This window comes from Burkholderia sp. PAMC 26561, from assembly GCF_001557535.2.
In the GTDB taxonomy this organism is placed as follows: Bacteria; Pseudomonadota; Gammaproteobacteria; order Burkholderiales; family Burkholderiaceae; genus Caballeronia.
In genome coordinates this window covers 562,088-577,789 of sequence record NZ_CP014306.1, presented here as the reverse complement: position 1 = coordinate 577,789, position 15,702 = coordinate 562,088, and the positions used below count along the sequence as shown (strand labels likewise).

At 61.4% G+C, this 15,702-nt stretch carries 16 protein-coding genes and 2 pseudogenes; 8 read left to right on the top strand and 10 right to left on the bottom strand.

The genetic code is table 11. The features are described 5' to 3' along the window. The first annotated feature begins 25 nt into the window (after positions 1–25). Both AXG89_RS02665 and AXG89_RS02660 read left to right on the top strand, forming a co-directional pair. Positions 26–355 carry a hypothetical protein gene (locus AXG89_RS02665; protein WP_062167718.1) on the top strand — a complete coding sequence of 110 codons (330 nt, stop codon included), beginning with the start codon at positions 26–28 and terminating at the stop codon, positions 353–355. 59 nt (positions 356–414) lie between these two features. Then, positions 415–1,803: a CoA transferase gene (locus tag AXG89_RS02660; RefSeq protein ID WP_062167709.1), complete on the top strand. Its 1,389-nt coding sequence runs from the start codon at positions 415–417 to the stop codon at positions 1,801–1,803. 3 nt (positions 1,804–1,806) lie between these two features. Here the strand turns inward: AXG89_RS02660 and AXG89_RS02655 are convergent, their stop codons facing one another. From AXG89_RS02655 to AXG89_RS02635, 5 genes and pseudogenes are all read right to left on the bottom strand, one after another. After that, entirely contained in the window at positions 1,807–2,553 is a 747-nt protein-coding gene (locus AXG89_RS02655; RefSeq protein WP_062000968.1) for a GntR family transcriptional regulator, read from the bottom strand. A gap of 178 nt (positions 2,554–2,731) precedes the next feature. After that, positions 2,732–3,946, bottom strand: coding sequence for an MFS transporter (locus AXG89_RS02650; protein WP_062000195.1), 1,215 nt, complete (start codon positions 3,944–3,946; stop codon positions 2,732–2,734). A 200-nt stretch (positions 3,947–4,146) separates the two neighbouring features. Continuing rightward, entirely contained in the window at positions 4,147–5,109 is a 963-nt protein-coding gene (locus AXG89_RS02645) for a LysR family transcriptional regulator (protein ID WP_062167707.1), read from the bottom strand. 154 nt (positions 5,110–5,263) lie between these two features. Beyond that, a pseudogene (locus AXG89_RS02640) lies at positions 5,264–5,890 on the bottom strand (2-hydroxychromene-2-carboxylate isomerase); the annotation flags it as partial. A 122-nt stretch (positions 5,891–6,012) separates the two neighbouring features. Next, a complete protein-coding gene (locus AXG89_RS02635) occupies positions 6,013–7,473 on the bottom strand; it encodes a TAXI family TRAP transporter solute-binding subunit (RefSeq protein ID WP_062167705.1) in 1,461 nt (486 codons plus the stop codon). A gap of 702 nt (positions 7,474–8,175) precedes the next feature. Between AXG89_RS02635 and AXG89_RS02625 the strand changes: the two genes are divergently transcribed. Further along, on the top strand, positions 8,176–8,535 hold the full coding sequence (locus AXG89_RS02625) for a BON domain-containing protein (protein ID WP_062167697.1): 360 nt from the start codon (positions 8,176–8,178) through the stop codon (positions 8,533–8,535). A gap of 292 nt (positions 8,536–8,827) precedes the next feature. Next, positions 8,828–10,921: a D-(-)-3-hydroxybutyrate oligomer hydrolase gene (locus AXG89_RS02620; protein ID WP_062167695.1), complete on the top strand. Its 2,094-nt coding sequence runs from the start codon at positions 8,828–8,830 to the stop codon at positions 10,919–10,921. A gap of 9 nt (positions 10,922–10,930) precedes the next feature. Here the strand turns inward: AXG89_RS02620 and AXG89_RS02615 are convergent, their stop codons facing one another. Further along, the gene (locus tag AXG89_RS02615) at positions 10,931–11,623 is read right to left on the bottom strand and encodes a DUF2242 domain-containing protein (RefSeq protein ID WP_062167692.1); all 693 of its coding nucleotides are present in this window, start codon (positions 11,621–11,623) and stop codon (positions 10,931–10,933) included. Positions 11,624–11,785: 162 nt separating this feature from the next. On the opposite strand from AXG89_RS02615, the gene AXG89_RS02610 reads away from it, so the two are divergent. The 4 genes from AXG89_RS02610 (at position 11,786) to AXG89_RS02595 (ending at position 13,272) form a co-directional block, all read left to right on the top strand. Further along, positions 11,786–12,025 carry an AbrB family transcriptional regulator gene (locus tag AXG89_RS02610; RefSeq protein ID WP_119024616.1) on the top strand — a complete coding sequence of 80 codons (240 nt, stop codon included), beginning with the start codon at positions 11,786–11,788 and terminating at the stop codon, positions 12,023–12,025. A gap of 489 nt (positions 12,026–12,514) precedes the next feature. Continuing rightward, positions 12,515–12,628 carry a tyrosine-type recombinase/integrase gene (locus tag AXG89_RS02605; RefSeq protein WP_082771322.1) on the top strand — a complete coding sequence of 38 codons (114 nt, stop codon included), beginning with the start codon at positions 12,515–12,517 and terminating at the stop codon, positions 12,626–12,628. A gap of 165 nt (positions 12,629–12,793) precedes the next feature. Next, on the top strand, positions 12,794–13,018 hold the full coding sequence (gene relB / locus AXG89_RS02600; protein WP_062167687.1) for a type II toxin-antitoxin system RelB family antitoxin: 225 nt from the start codon (positions 12,794–12,796) through the stop codon (positions 13,016–13,018). Positions 13,019–13,044: 26 nt separating this feature from the next. Beyond that, positions 13,045–13,272 (top strand): type II toxin-antitoxin system RelE family toxin, encoded by a 228-nt coding sequence (locus AXG89_RS02595; RefSeq protein WP_335671955.1) that lies wholly within the window; start codon positions 13,045–13,047, stop codon positions 13,270–13,272. A 58-nt stretch (positions 13,273–13,330) separates the two neighbouring features. Here AXG89_RS02595 and AXG89_RS02590 read toward each other — a convergent pair whose 3' ends face one another. The 4 genes and pseudogenes from AXG89_RS02590 to arsC all read right to left on the bottom strand — a co-directional run bounded on the left by AXG89_RS02590 (position 13,331) and on the right by arsC (position 15,694). Continuing rightward, positions 13,331–13,615 (bottom strand): transposase, encoded by a 285-nt coding sequence (locus AXG89_RS02590; protein ID WP_062167685.1) that lies wholly within the window; start codon positions 13,613–13,615, stop codon positions 13,331–13,333. A 105-nt stretch (positions 13,616–13,720) separates the two neighbouring features. Next, positions 13,721–14,527 (bottom strand): annotated as a pseudogene (locus AXG89_RS02585) (MFS transporter); the annotation flags it as partial. Then, positions 14,508–15,272: an arsenical resistance protein ArsH gene (arsH, locus tag AXG89_RS02580; protein ID WP_062167679.1), complete on the bottom strand. Its 765-nt coding sequence runs from the start codon at positions 15,270–15,272 to the stop codon at positions 14,508–14,510. The gene arsH and the pseudogene AXG89_RS02585, both read right to left, overlap by 20 nt. Further along, positions 15,269–15,694 carry an arsenate reductase (glutaredoxin) gene (arsC, locus tag AXG89_RS02575; RefSeq protein WP_062167673.1) on the bottom strand — a complete coding sequence of 142 codons (426 nt, stop codon included), beginning with the start codon at positions 15,692–15,694 and terminating at the stop codon, positions 15,269–15,271. Before arsC ends, arsH begins: the two co-directional genes overlap by 4 nt. Positions 15,695–15,702 lie beyond the last annotated feature (8 nt).

Here is a 15,702-nt window from a genome sequence, read left to right as displayed (position 1 = left end):
GCAACCGCCATGCAGGAGGCAGCGAATGACTCCGTTTATCCGATGGGTTCTGGCGGCGCGATGGCACAGATCGGTCTCGCATTGTGTTGAAGGATTGCTGGTCCAGGTCCCGGTGACGCTGGTCACACGCAATCCGTGGTTTGGAGCCGCGAGCGTCCTCATCTGGTACTGGTCCCGCAAAAAACTCGAAGTCGAATTCGAACGCAAAGGGAAGCGGTCGACCGCGCTTGTCTGGAAACAAGGATGGTTCCCGTGGGAATGGGGCTGGGCGCGCGTGCTCGATGTGCTGATTCCCACCGTCACGTCGTTCCTGCTTGCGTGGCTTTGGGTGGTCGCGGGGTGGCCCTGGTACTGAGTGTAAGCTGCAGCGCATAAGATTGATCCGCTGCGTTTTCTCGCTAAGAAGGCACCGCTATGAATTTCGCCTCGAATCCCCTTGCGACGCTCTGGCATCTCGCCGGCCGTCATCCCGAGACGCTCAGTCACCTCACGCTCTCCGGTGACGAGCGGCAGTTGCCGTCGGTGTATCGGGTGAGCGCGCTGGCATCGGCGAGTATTGGCGCCTCCGCATTAGCCGCCGCCGATTGCTTCCGGCAGCGAACGGGCCAGATGCAGCAAGTCGAACTCGATGCGCACCGCGCAACTGTCGCGTTTCGCAGCGAACGCTACTTGCGCATCGACGCCGATACCGCGCCCGAGCTGCGCGATCCGCTGACGGGTTTCTACGAAACACGCAATGGCCGCTGGATCCAGCTTCACACGAACTTCAAGCATCATCGCGATGGCGTGGTGAAACTCCTCGGCTGCGCCAACGATCACGCCGGCGTCAGCGAGGAGATCCGCCACTGGGACGGCGCCACGCTCGACCAAGCCCTCGCCGACGCCGGCCTCTGCGCCGCGCTGATCCGGACGCCGGAAGAATGGTCGATGCTGCCGCAAGCCCGCGCGATCGCCGAAACGCCGCTGCTCGAAATCACCAGACTCGGGGATGCACCGCCTGAACCTATTGGCAATGGCGAGCGGCCTCTGTCCGGCGTTCGAGTGCTCGATGTGAGCCGCATCATTGCGGGTCCGGTGGCGGGTCGCACGCTCGCCGAACACGGCGCCAATGTCCTCCTGATCAACGGTCCGCATCTGCCGAACATTGCGCCTTTGGTCATCGACAACGGCCGCGGCAAACGCTCCGCTACCCTCGATCTGCGCGATGAAACCGGCCGCACCGCCTTGCGCGCGCTGCTGAAAGACGCCGATGTGTTCCTGCAGGGCTACAGGCCCGGCGCGCTCGAGGCCAAAGGCTTCGGCCCTGCGGAAGCCGCGCTAAAACGGCCGGGGATCGTGTACGTGACGGTATCGGCGTATGGACACAAGGGGCCGTGGTCGCAGCGCCGTGGCTTCGACAGCCTCGTGCAGTCGGCGAGCGGTATTGCGTGGACCGAAGCCCAGGCCGCCGGCCAGACGAAGCCGCGTCATCTGCCGTGTCAGGCGCTCGATCACGCGACCGGCTATCTCGCGGCATTCGGCGCGATGACCGCGTTGCAACGTCGCGCCGAGGAAGGCGGAAGCTGGCATGTGCGGGTATCGCTGGCGGGAACGGGGCGCTGGCTGCAATCGATGGGTTTGATCGAGGACGGGCAAAAGATCCACGATCCGAAAATCGATGACGTCCGCGATGTGCTTCAAACCATCGAATCGCCGTTTGGGTCGCTCACGCTCACGCAGCCGCCCGAGCGTATGTCGATGACGCCACCGTTCTGGTCCTCGCCGCCGGTAGAAATCGGTACGGACGAGCCGCGCTGGACGTGATGGTTACTTCCGCAACTCCGCAACGAAGTCGTAGTAATCGTTGCGGCAGTAGGTATCGGTGAGTTCGATCGGGCGCTGATCGGCCGTATAACCCACGCGCGTGATCAGCAGCAACGCATCGTGCGGCGCGATGCCCATCTGCGTTGCGATCTCATCGCTCGCATTCACCGCGCGAAAATGCTGCAAGGCCCGCACGATGGACAAGTTCCGCTGCTCCAGAAAGCTGTAAAGCGAATCGCCGATTGCGTCGGGGTCGGGAATCAGCGCTGCCGGAAAGGTCGAATTCTCGACCGCCATGACAATGCCATCGGCCGTACGCAAGCGCCGCAAGCGCGCAACGGCCGCCGCCGGCGATAACCCGAGCTGGATCACTTCGTCGCGATTCGCGGGTTCGATCACGCGCGAAAGCCACTGCGATCCGGGTGTAAATCCACGTCTGCGCAGCATTTCGCTGAAGCTCGACAAACGCGAAAGCGGGTCTTCGTAGCGCGGCGTGATGAACGAACCCGCGCCTTGCGTGCGCCGTATGAGTCCTTGTTCGACCAGGAGCGCGATGGCTTTGCGCGAGGTGATCCGCGATACCCCGAGCGCCTCCGACAGCACGCGTTCGGATGGCAACGCTTCGCCGGCGTTCCAGCGGTTATCGTGGATCGCATTGCCGAGCTTGCGGGCGAGTTGCAGATAAAGCGGAGTGTCACTGTCCGGGTCCGGGCGCAAGTCGCGCCAGCGGTCTTCCGATGTGGAGTTCATATTGCGCAGGAAGTGAGGACCAAGCGGCGATTCTAAGACAAGCGGCGCAACGGCGGTTTGCTTTCGTTCGTAAGCAGAAACCATCAGGCGGCGTGGAATGTCGCAGAACGCTGCCGATGAATGCGAAACGTCCGCCGAAGCGGACGTTCTCAACGCGCGATGCCAACCGCGAAAACCGTCACGCGGTGGCCGCACCGCCCAGGCCGCGCCCGGTGCGCATGTACAACCCGACGGTCAGCGCCACGCCCGCCGCCGATGCAATCGCCGCAAACAGGTACACCGAGCTGAAGCCGAATTCCCCGGCGACATACCCGGCCAGCGGCCCGGTCACGCCCAGCGACAAGTCCAGGAACACCGAATACGCCGATAACGCCGCACCGCGGCTTGCCGGCGGAACGAGTCCGACCGCTTCGACGCCCAAGGCCGGAAAGATCAGCGCGAAGCCGAAGCCGGTGAGCGCGGCGCCGGCCAGCGCAAAGGCCGGATCGGCGGCAAGCCAGAGCATCAGCAGGCCCACGCACTCGAACGCGAACGACACGATGGCAACGCGAAAGCCACCGAAGACCTTGATGGTGTTCGCGAACAGCAACCGCGCGCCGACGAACATCGTGCCGAACACAGTCAGCGAAAGCGCGGCGTTCGGCCAGTTATGCGCAGCGTAGAAAAGGGTGATGAACGTGGCGATGGACCCGAATCCCGCCGATCCCAGCGCGAGCCCCATGCCGTGCGGCAACACGCGGAAGAACACGCTCCGGTAAGACATGCGCTCGCCGTGAACCACCGGCACGGGACCCATGCGCGTGGCGAGCCAGTAGCCGAGGCCGCCGAGCGCGATCACGAACGTTCCCAGCGATGCAAACCCGAGCGTGTGCTCCATCGCCACGCCCAGCGGCGCACCAAGCGCGAGCGCGCCATAAGTGGCGATGCCGTTCCACGAGATCACGCGTCCGCTCTGATTGGGCCCGACCCGTCCGATACCCCACGTGATCGCGCCCGTGCCGACGAGACTCTCGCCAAATCCAAGCACCAGCCGGCTTACAATCAGCAGCGCGAGGCTCACCGAATGCCATTGCTCGGCGAGCGCCGCGCACAGCAACAGCACGCCGCTGATTCCACAGGCGGTCAGTCCGCGCAACACGGTTTGCTTCGGACCGATGCTGTCGGCGGCGCGCCCGGCGAGTGGCCGCGATGCCAGCGTCGCGAAGTACTGCACGCTGATCGCCACGCCCGCCATCACTGAACCATATTCGAGATTCAGATGCACAAAACCCGGCAGCACTGCGAGCGGAATGCCGATGGTCAGGTAACAAATGAACGTGAAAGCGACGACGGCGACAATTCGCCCGGTAATGGCGAGATCGGCGCGGCGGGACAGCGGGGCTTCGGTAGACATTGGGGTAAGTGCGGGGTTGATCTTACTGAAGAAGCGTGATTTTCCCACAGGTTTGGGCACGCCGTGCGACGTAAATAGTATTTCTACGACCGCTTAAGACCCCGGAAGCCCTACTCACAAAGGATTGCTGTATTTTCAGATTCGACTGAAAACTTTTGAAAAAATGAAATCGTCGTCTAAAACCGGCATTCTTACCGGTTCTATTCGCGCGGAGGCTGTCCGGTGAGATCCCGGGAGACGTCGCTCATCAGCGCTTTCAGCCATGCCAGATCGGTCGGACGGCTGACTTCGGGCAGGCACATCAGGTAGCTTTCGATGGGCGGAAACTCGATCGGCGACTCCATCACCACCAGCGGCAAAAGCGCCGCGTAATGCAGCGCAAAGCGGCGCGTGGCGGTGAAGATTAGGTCCGATTGCAGCAGCGTCTGCGGCACGAGGCCAAAGTAGGGAAGGGTGGCGACAATGCGTCGCTTGATGCCGGCGCTCTCCAGACCGATATCGATGGGATGCCGTTTCGCCCCGCTATAGGCCGTCGGCGCGAGGTGCGCGGCCAGCGCATATCGCGAGGCTGTGAGCGGTTCCCGCGCTAGCGGATGGCCGCGGCGCATGAGGCAGACGAAGTGATCCGTGAACAATTCGCGGCGCGCGAAACGCGGTTCCGGATTTTCCCAGTTGCCGACGACCAGATCGAGATCGCCGTCATCGAGCGCGGCTTCGTGGTCGAGCGTCGGACTCAGCGATTCGATTTCCAGCCGCGCATTGGGCGCCGCGGCGCGAAAGGCGCGGATCATCGTCGGCATGAAAAAGTCGTTCAGGTAATCCGGCGCAGCCACGCGGAAGGTTCGGCGGGACGTGGCGGGATCGAAGATGCCGTGCGGCGTGGCGACGAATTCGACTTCTCGCAGCGCGCGCTGCGTGGCCGGCAGCAGCGATGCGCCGTATTCGGTCGGCACCATGCCTTGCTTGCCGCGCACGAGGATCGGATCGCCCAGCAGGTCGCGCAGACGCCGCAAGGCCGTGCTGATGGCCGGCTGCGTCTGGCTCAGGCGCATCGCCGCTTGCGTGACGCTGCGCTCGGTCAGAAGCGTTTGCAGGACGCGGATCAGCCAGATATCGAGGGAATCGGTCGAGCTTGAATCTTCGGAGTCGGCGGGATCGTTCATGGGCAAGGCGTTTTTCGGGCGGGCGCTACACAGAAAACCATGGCGATGCACGCCGGAGCCGTTACGTTAAGCCCGCCTGATCCCGCACGCCATAGCGTGGCCGCTATGCGCGGCATAGGAACGGCCGCCGTCGCGCTTCAGCTCCGCCGCACTGTTACATCTGCGGCGCCGTCCTCGGCAGGTTGCTGATCCGCTGGACTTCGGCCGCTTCGAGCCAGTTCGGCGACCGGGCCACGTAAAGGACCATCGGCAAGGTGTCTTCGCCCCAGAACAATTGCTGGTTCACCACGAAGGTCGGCACGCCAAATACTCCGAGATCGATCGCGCGCTCGACGTTCGCCTGCAGCGTCGCCTTCACGTCCTCGAGCTCGATCATCTTTGCGCCGTCGGGCAAACCGACATGGCGGCAGAGATCGTCGAACCCTTCTTCAGTCGATGGATCGCGGCCCTGTTTCCAGATGAACCGGAAAATCTCGCGGATGCAGCCGACTTCCCCGCCCGAAGCCACCGCGAGCCGCAGCGCCTTGGACGAGTCGAACGGATGCGACGGCGGCATTTTGAAAGGAATGCCCAGTTGCTCGGCACGGAACAGCGCGTAGCGGTACATGAAGACGCGCTTGGGCGGAATCGAGCCCGGCATGGGCTGACCCCAGTGCTTGAGCAGTTTCAAATAATCGATCGGCAACACCTCGAACGGCATGTTCGGCCACTTTTCATGCTGTTCCAGTAGCAAATATGAAAAGGGAGAATTGAAGTCGAAAAAAAGTACGGCTGGCGCGGATCGGTGGAAGGCGAAGCGCTCATTTGAATCTCCCTGGCATTTCGATGCCCCTCGTGATGCACTTCATGACGCTCATTACGCGGCGCCTGTAACTCAGGTTACCGTCGTTTCAGCTTTCGATATTACGTGGTGTGCTGAATGCTGTCTGCCTGCGCGTCGAGTGCGACGCTCTGGGCGAGGGTCAAACGCTGTCGCACGAAGCCAATATGTTCCCGCAGCACATAGAACTGGTCGGCATAAGCGAGCGGCATTTTCATCTGATTCACCTTTGCCTCGATATCGTCCAGCCGATCGATCAGCGCTTCGCGCTGGGCGGTGTCCGGGTCGGTCATTGCCTCACGTTCGATCGCAATTAACGCGCCATAAATCTTGTAGATGCGCGATCTCACGCGCCAGCGGTAGAGCCCCGGCACGAGCCGGAAGCCCGGAATCAGCACCACGATGATCGGCACCAGCAGCACGATCACCCGGTCCGCCAGGCTTGCGATCCAGAACGGCAGCGTCCGGTACAGGAAGCCCTTGCCCGATTTGTAATAACGCTCGGCGTCGTCGCTGATGCGAAATTCGTGTGCGAGCGGCGCGGGGAATTCGTTGGCCGACTGCATCAGGTTCGCGCGGCCGTGGACCTCCTTCGCGGCTTCGATCAGCAGGTCGGAGAGTGCCGGATGCAAACCCTCACGCGCGATGAGTTCGGCCGTTGGCGCGATCAGGCGGATGCGATGCTCGGGCAGGTTCTTGGCGAGATCGAAGGCGCCCATCGGCAGGTTCAGGACGGTCAGGTATGGAAAGCGGCGGGCGTAGGCATCGGCTTGGGTGAAATCGAAGAAGCGGATGTCAGGCGTCCTGTAGAGCTTGCCCATGGTCGGCGGCTGGGCGGAGTCGCCGGTGAGAAACGCGGCGTCGATACTGCCGTTCGACAAGGCATCGGCGGCGGCGTCGCCCGCGAGCGGCAACAGTTCGGTATTGCCGCCAGGCTCGATGCCGTTCGCCTTCAGGATCGCCAGCGCCAGTGCGCGTGTGCCGCTGCCTTCGGTGCTGATTGCAAGGCGCTTGCCCTTCAGCTCGGACAGCCGCGTCAACACTGGCCCGCGATAAAACACCGCCAACGGCACGTAAGCCACGCTGCCGAGGGAAACCAGGTCGTCGTGTTTATCGGATGTGGCCGGTGCACTGCCCGGAACGATGGCCGCCGCCGCCGACATTCCGCCCTGCACGAAACCGACATCGACCTTGGCGTTCGGGTCTTCGAGCTTCTGCAGGTTGTCGAGCGAACCTTGCGACTCCAGCACGTTCAGCGTGATGCCGTTGCGCGCGAGGATCTTCTTGTATTGCTGGGCGTTGTTCCAGAACGAACTGCCCTTCGTCCCCGCTGAGATGGTGAGCGTATTGGGCGGCGCGGGCTGGATCAGGCGCACGGCGAGATAGATGGCAGCCGCGCTGATCAAGAGGATCGGGCCGAACGAGATCGCAAGATCGCGCCAAGAGATTGCGACAAAACGCGTCATGGAAGGCGCAATGCGCCGTGCGCGCGGCTTTTGCGGATTGTCCGAGGGAGAAGGTTTCTGATCGGGAGGTTGGATCATTGTCGAGTTTGCTAAGGCAGGACTTGATGCAGGACTTGGGGCAGGACTTGAGACTGGACTCGCGTTGGCACCATGAAACATTGCAGCCGCGGATCTTTGAAGCGAAGAAAAGCAGACTATAAAAGGGAAAACCCTCGTTCACTAAACAGGCCATCCGCTGCGCCTGGCGGATGATTCAACCGGTCCGAAACGTCGCCGATGGTACATGAACGCCAACCCGCCGAAATCAGGGGCACGCCCTAAGCCGTGGTCATCGAGCGTCAGTTTCCATGTCCGGCCTCACGATAAACGCACGGATGCGCGTCATCGTGTTAAATGCTTTGCGCTTCTGGCAAGGCTGGATTAAATTGACGTTCGCCGCCGCAGAACCAGCATCCGCGCCGCCAACCGGCATTTCGGAGCAAGTGCTCCGTGCAGAACCGGAAGCGTCGCACGATGTACGGCAGTGCGTGTCCTGAAAGAACGGAGTGACATCCGCAATGACACCCGTACAAGAATCACCGGACATTCGTTTTTTTCGCCAGTCTCTCGCAACGCCGTGTCGCCAGCATCGCCGGTATTGTCCGTCTACGTCGACTGTTCTAGGTCACCGTTAGTCGGGAAACCGCAAGATGTCGTAGTAAGCCGCTGGGTTGATGCGGTTCAAAAGAAGCACAAAGAAGTACAACTTGCGAAGTCCAAAGCGAAACAAAAGGAGAAACCATGAAAGCAGTCGATATGTTGAAGGCACTGGGCGTCGTGCTGTGCGTCGCGGTGGCATCGAGCGCCTATGCTCAATCAAGCGATGCTGCGCCCTCGGACGCAATGTCGGCCAAGGCTGACGCCAAGATCACCAAAAAGACCGACCGTAAGCTCGGTCTCGATGTGCGCCGTGCGTTGGGCAAGGCACAGGGCATCGACGTGTCGAATATCTTCGTACGCGCACGCGGCGGCGCCGTCGTTCTGACGGGTTCGGTGCCGGACGGCGCGCAGATCCCGAAAGCTGAAGAAATCGCGAAGGGCGTGGCCGGCGTGACATCGGTATCGAACAAACTCTCGCTCGCACCGCAAAACGGTTCGTGATGCAGGCCTGAACCACGGGCTTTCGGAAAGCCGCGGCGTTGTCCTTTGTAACGACGCGGCTTGACGAAAATCGAATGGTTCAATAACGGGTTTCGGCGCCTTGCGCGCCGGAACCCGTTTTGTATTGGTGGTCCGGGTATTGCCGGGTAGTGGCGCCGCGTCGGTTTATGGTTCAGTGACGACATTGCGCCGACCTTGCGCGGACCTTGCGGATTGCTCTCCCGCTTGATATTGGTTGTGTCCGTGGTCGGCGTTTGGCACGTTCAAACCGATAAAAATTCAGGGAGACACCATGAAGCGATTCCCCGCAGCCATGACGCTCGCCGCGTTGGTCGGCGCAGGCCTGACGGCGTGCCACGGCAACGACGACAACAATGGTTCGCAGACCAATTCGCTGCCAAGCTTCATCTTGGGCAGCGTGCGCACGCAAACCTTCGACGGCAACACGGACGACCTCCTGACCGCCGGGCTTGGCAAGAGCGGGCTGGCATCGGCAAGTGCGCCTTCTGTTGCGAACGCGTCCTCGCCTACGGCTGCCGAACTCCGGCGGCTTGCGATCTACTCGAACTATCGGGCGCTCGTGGACATGTCCGCGAACGGTGGCTACGGGCGTTTTTGGGGGCCGAATGTCGATCTGAACGGCAACGATACCCTCGGCGAAGGCAAGATCGCGGGCAAGGAATATCTCGCATACGCCGACGATGGCAGCGGCAAGAAGAACGTGAGCCTCCTCGTCCAGATTCCGGCGAGTTTCAACCCGGACCAGCCCTGCATTGTGACGGCGGCATCGTCGGGGTCTCGCGGCGTGTACGGGGCGATATCGGCGGCGGGCGAGTGGGGCCTGAAGCGCGGCTGCGCGGTGGCTTATACCGACAAAGGCAGTGGCAATGGCGCGCACGAACTCGCGACGAACCTCGTCACATTGATCGACGGCACCTTGTCCAACGCGACGGGCGCCGGCAAGAGCAGCGAATTCACCGCGAATCCCGGTGCGACCAGCATCGCTGCATTTAACGCGCAGTTCCCCAACCGGTACGCGTTCAAGCACGCCCACTCGCAGCAGAACCCGGAGAAGGACTGGGGCACGAACACGTTGCAGGCCATCCAGTTCGCGTACTGGGCGCTCAACGATACCTACGGCGCAGTCGATGGCACCAACCACAAGACGCGCTATAACCGCGGCGACGTGACGACGATAGCGGCGTCGGTGAGCAATGGCGGCGGCGCGTCGCTCGCCGCGGCCGAAGAGGATACGCAAGGCTGGATCACGGCGGTGGTTGTCGGCGAGCCGCAGATCAATCTGAAGGTTCCGTCGCAGGTGTCCGTGCGTCAGGGTGGCGTGCCGGTAGCATCGTTCGGGCGTCCGCTTGCCGACTACATGTCGCTCGCAAACCTGCTGCAGCCTTGCGCGGCGCTGGCCCCGGCAGCAGCGGGCGCGCCTTATCTGACGGCGCTGCCGCTGACCACGACGGCGTCGATCCGTGCGGCCCGATGTGCGTCGCTGGCGGCCAACGGCGTGATTTCCGGCGGCGATGTCATCAGTCAGGCGAACAGCGCGTTGGCTCAGTTGCATCAGGCGGGATATCAGACGGACTCGGACCTACTGCAAGCGCCGATGTGGGATTCGCAGGCGGTGCCGGCGGTTGCCGTGACATATGCCAACGCGTACACGCAGTCGAGCGTGACGGACAACCTGTGCAACTTCAGCTTTGGCACGACCAACGCGCTCACCGGCGCGGCGGGCGTAACGCCGCTCGTCTCGCCCATGCCGACCGTCTTCGGCAACGGCAACGGCGTGCCGCCGACCAACGGCATCAACCTCGTCTTTAACGCGGGGAATTCGGGCGCGGCGGATCATCGCTTCGCCACCGCCGATGCAAGCTTTGCCGGCGCGTTCTGCGTGCGCGGTCTGTGGACGAATGGCGATGCGCGGATGACGGCGAGCGTCGATGCCATCCGCGTGAATGCGAACCTGCACGGAAAGCCGGCGATCATCGTGCAGGGCCGCTCGGACACGCTCGTGCCGATCAACCATGCGTCGCGCCCGTACGCCGCCATGAACAAGCTCGCCGAGGGGAATTCGAGCAATCTGTCGTTCTATGAGGTGACGAACGGCCAGCATTTCGATGCTTTCCTGAGTGTCGCGGGCTTCGATAACCGCTTCATCCCGCTGCATTACTACAACCTGCAGGCGCTGAACCTGATGTGGGCGCATTTGAAGAACAATGCGCCGCTGCCGCCTTCGCAGGTCGTGCGTACCGTGCCGCGAGGCGGCGCGGCGGGGGCGGCGCCGGCATTATCGGTGGCGAATCTGCCGGCAATCTCAGCCGCGCCCGGCGGCAACGCGATCACTTTTAGCGGTGGTTCGGTGAACGTGCCGGAGTAAGACGCGGTTTTAGGGCGCCGGGGTCGGAGATGAAGCCGGCAGCGCCGGCACACTCACCACCGGCGTCTGCACGACGATCGGCGTTGGCGTCAGCTCCGGCGAATTCAATATCAGCGATGGCGCGAGCGACCGGCTGGTGACATCGTCGCCGGGAATGGGAGAGCTGCGCGGCACTGTGCGCAGGTAATGGCCGACGAGACCGAAGAACCGGTCGTAGAACTTGCCCGCCGGTACGGTCTCGCTCGAAATCTTGACCATGGAGTCGCTGTTCGAGCGGATCGGCAGCGACAACGATCCGAGCACACTCAATCCCACGCTCGCCGATGTATCGCTTTTCTTAAGCGTATAGCCGTCCTGCACGGCGTTCACATAAGCGATGCTGGTGTTGCTCGCGTTCTCGCCTGGCGTGCAGACCACATGAAACGACACCACCACGTGCGTGTCCGGCGTTGGCTGGAAATTCTTGGTGGCATCGACGGTATCGGGCTGGGCCATCGTCGTCATGTAGCCTTGGCTTAGCAACGCGCGGCGCGACGCTTCGCAGGTTTCCTGGCTGGTTGCGTCGTAGTTGTGCGCGAACGGGCTTACGCCGGTGGAAAACATCTCCGCCTGGTAGCTCGGCGTGGGCGTCGCTTTACCTGCGCACGCGGCGAGGATCAGCAGGGGAAAGGCGAGGGAAAGGCGGGAAAGCGGCTTGTACATGACAGTCTGCGGGACGAATCGAGGGACATCGGCGGGCTAGATTGTAGTGTGCCGTGAGGGCAAGCGTAAAAACGTGCAAAATTACGCAAGAGCAATTTGACCTATGAAACGTCTTGCGCACAGTCCTATTTTGAACTCGCGCTTTTATCGAAGGATGTTCACATGAGAAAAACATCTGTATTGGAGAACAAACCGACCGAGGTCAATCAGGCGCCGAAAGATACGCGATGTGAAGAAGTTGCCGAACTCACGAACGAGCATGATAAGAACACAGCCTCGCTTAATCACGCGTGCACCGCTCGGCCTGATTGGACTTCATTTGCCGCTGAACCGGCCGCTTGTATCGATTTCCTTGACTTGCGTCCGGATGTGATCCCAATCCTGCAGCCTTCCAGGCGGTAAAAAACCTGGAGATCGGGCCGGCACCCAAGCCTCGTTTCGAGGTTCAACGAGCCTTGAACTGCGGATGCTATCGATACAAGGCTTCGCAGTCACTTGTCATTCAACTCTAGCCGTGGTTGGCTTTGCGCAACGATCAACGGCCCCTGTGGACCTGAAATACGTTCCCGGCTAGGTTAAGCCCGACTGTCGTGATCTGGATGGTAGACGCCCCCTCCCGGTTTGAGTGGTCAATCACATTTCCACTCTGGCATACCGCCGTCTTTGGGTGGGGAAATCCATCACGTTGCATTGACGATCGGATAACGGCGTGGCGTGGAAAAGCGAGCTTCAACCGCCTGCGATCGACTGGAAGTCCGAGTAGGTTTCCGTACCTCGAAAAGGTCGATGCGCAGGCCGACCCGACAACCCTATCGGGGAAGACTGATACGAATGGGTGAATGAGCAGGGTGGACGGGCAACATCGGCAGTTGCCACCTGTTTCGTCACGCGATGGCGACGCTGATGCTGGAGAACGGAGCGGACGTGCGATATATACAGGCGATCCTGGGCCATGCCGATATTAAAACAACGCAGGTCTACACGCGCGTGACATCCGGGCGCTGAAGGTACATTCACACAACGACGCACCCGGCCAAGCTCTCGCGCAGCGTCAACAATCCAACCTGCCGCGCTCGATGACGAGGCGGACCTTGAGTGAAGTGCGTTTAATATGCGTTATACGTGTATAGCACGAATCCCACGACATATCCGTACTGCTGGAGGCTAACCATGCTCGCCATCCGCCTGCCCGAAGAAATTGAAGCTCGCCTAGAGACGCTTGCCAAGCGCACCGGGCGCAGCAAGACGTTCTATGCGCGTGAGGCCATTCTGCAACACCTGGACGATCTGGAAGACCTCTATCTGGCTGAGCGGGTGGTTAAGCGTATCCAGGCAGCCAAGGAACAGACGGCTGGGCTGGATGAGGTGGAGGCACGGCTTGGTCTGGCGGATTGAGGTCTCACAAACCGCTGAAAAGCAGCTTGCAAAACTGGACCGCGTGGTCGCCCGGCCGCATCGTCGCGTTTCTGCGGGACCGGGTGTCGGTGATCGACGACCCGCGCGCGATCGGCGAGGCCCTCAAGGGCAGCGAACTGGGTGAATTCTGGAAGTATCGCGTTAGTGACTGGCGGCTGATCTGCCAGATCGAGGACGCGCACATCACAATTACGGTGTTACGGCTGGGCAACCGGCGTGAGATTTACCGCTGACCTTCTAACCGCACATGCATCCTCAGCCACACACGTGTGCCAGTGGGTGGTCCTAGGGTCATTGAGCGTCAAGCAAGGTAGCCGGCACAATGCGCAGCACGTCCAGATCAGGGTTGCCTTCGAAGCGAACCCGGACCGCTCCGCACTCCACCGTAATGGTCGGGTGTTGCGTAGATGGCGTGATTTGCACCGGGAGAAATGATTCTTGTGCCCGCAATAGCGTCGCCGGTGGCGAGGGCGACCGTTGACGTCGCCACTTCGCGACCATGTTCGCGTTCAGACCGTGTTCCTGAGCAACCTCAGCGATCGAACGCTCCGGGTCGTTAGCTTGCGCTGCGACCATCTCCCGGAATTCTTGTGTGTAGGTTCTTGAGCCGCGGGGGCGGCCTAGTGCGCTCACTTCCGTGATTCTGATTCCCACTAGATCTGGTGGGATTCAGAATGCTGAAGCCAAAACTTGCGCCGGGCCAATAACGGCCATCGTCGTCAAGATCAGCGCAGGCGACACGCGCCGTTGCGCCATCAGTGGTCCCAGATGGAACGTGAGCGCAGCGAATGTGGCGTAGTAGGCTGTGAAGCACACTGCGAGCGCCCAGAATGTTGGCGTGCGTAATGCGCGCCGTGTGGCCGCTGCATTGGCAGCTTTCTGCGTCGCCTTGTAATTTGATTCGCCATCGCGTGGCGCATCCCGGCCGATCGCGAAGATGTGCAGCGGCAGGCAGATCGCCAGATTGAACGCCGCAAGCACGAGCAATGCGCCCCGCCAATCGCACCATTTGATGAGGCCTTGAGTTAGGGGGATGAAAACCGTACTCGCAAAACCGGCTACCAGCGTAATGAGCGTGATCCGGGTGCGAAAGCTGTCAGGAAAATCGTGTGTGACCACCGCGAAGACCGGATCGTAGAGCGTCGCAGCCATCGCGACGCCAAGACCGGCCCAGACGACAAACAATATTGCGAGGCTATGTGCCTGAGACCATAGCGCCAACATCGCAGTAGCAAGGATAGACCCGCAGACCATGACGCGACGGCCGTGGCCGCGATCGATCCACGTCCCGATGGGATACGCCGCGAGTCCCGAGATCAGCAGACCGATCGAGAGCGCTGCGTTCGTGGCGGTACGGCTCCAACCTAGCGCACTTTCCATCGGTACGACAAACAGCGAGAACGCGTAATAGATCGAGCCCCACGACACGAGTTGCGCGGCTGCGAGTGCCCATGTCGCGCGGACGCCGTCACTCCGTTTCGCTGTCATCGGTATCGGCGTTGACGCTTACCGCCTCTTGGTTCATCGCGGCGCTCGCCAGCGACGTGGCAAGCTCCGGATGCGCTTCTTTTCGCTCGCTGTAACGGTTGGTCAAGTACTCCGAGCGATCGCGCACGAGCAGCGTGAACTTGTACAGCTCTTCCATCACGTCGACGACGCGATCGTAGTAAGCCGATGGTTTCATCCGTCCTTCAGCATCGAATTCCTGCCAGGCCTTTGCCACCGACGACTGGTTCGGAATGGTCACCATGCGCATCCAGCGGCCGAGCACGCGCAACGCATTGACCGCATTGAACGACTGCGATCCGCCGCACACCTGCATCACCGCGAGCGTGCGGCCTTGGGTCGGGCGGATGCCGCCGATTTCGAGCGGCAGCCAATCGATCTGGTTTTTAAATACGGCCGTCAGCGTGCCGTGACGCTCCGGGCTGCACCATACCTGGCCTTCCGACCATTCCGACAGTGCGCGTAGTTCGGCCACTTTCGGATGATCAGCGCTGACACTGTCGGTCACCGGCAGGCCGTGCGGATCGAATACCCGTGTTTCGGCGCCGAAATGGCGCAGGATGCGTTCGGCTTCTAACGTTAAAAACCGGCTGTATGACGTGGGGCGCAACGAACCGTAGAGCAGCAGGATCCGTGGCGCATGTTGCGAAACCGCGCGCGGTTCGAGTTTGCGCAGATCCGGCATGTCGAGATGCGGCGTGCTGATGTTGGGTAGGTGTTGTGTCATTCGCGGACTCTGCGTCCTTCGCCATTGATGACCGGTTCGCCGTCCTCCTGGGAAAACGCACCTTTTTGCGCTGCTGGAAGGATGTCGAGAACGACTTCGGAGGGCCGGCACAGGCGCACGCCAAGCAGTGTGACGACAAGCGGGCGATTGATGAGGATCGGATGTTCCAGCATCGCGTCGAGCAATTGCTCATCAGTCACTGATGGATCGCCCAGACCCAGATCGGCGTAAGGCGTGCCTTTTTCACGCAACGTAGCACGTACTGTGAGACCGGCGCGGGCGATCAAATCTTGCAGCGTGCTCCTGCTCGGCGGGGTTTTCAGGTATTCGATGATTTCTGGCTCGATGCCCGCATTGCGGATCATGGCCAGCGTATTGCGCGACGTCCCGCAATCCGGGTTGTGATAGATCGTGATGCTCATACTCGTTG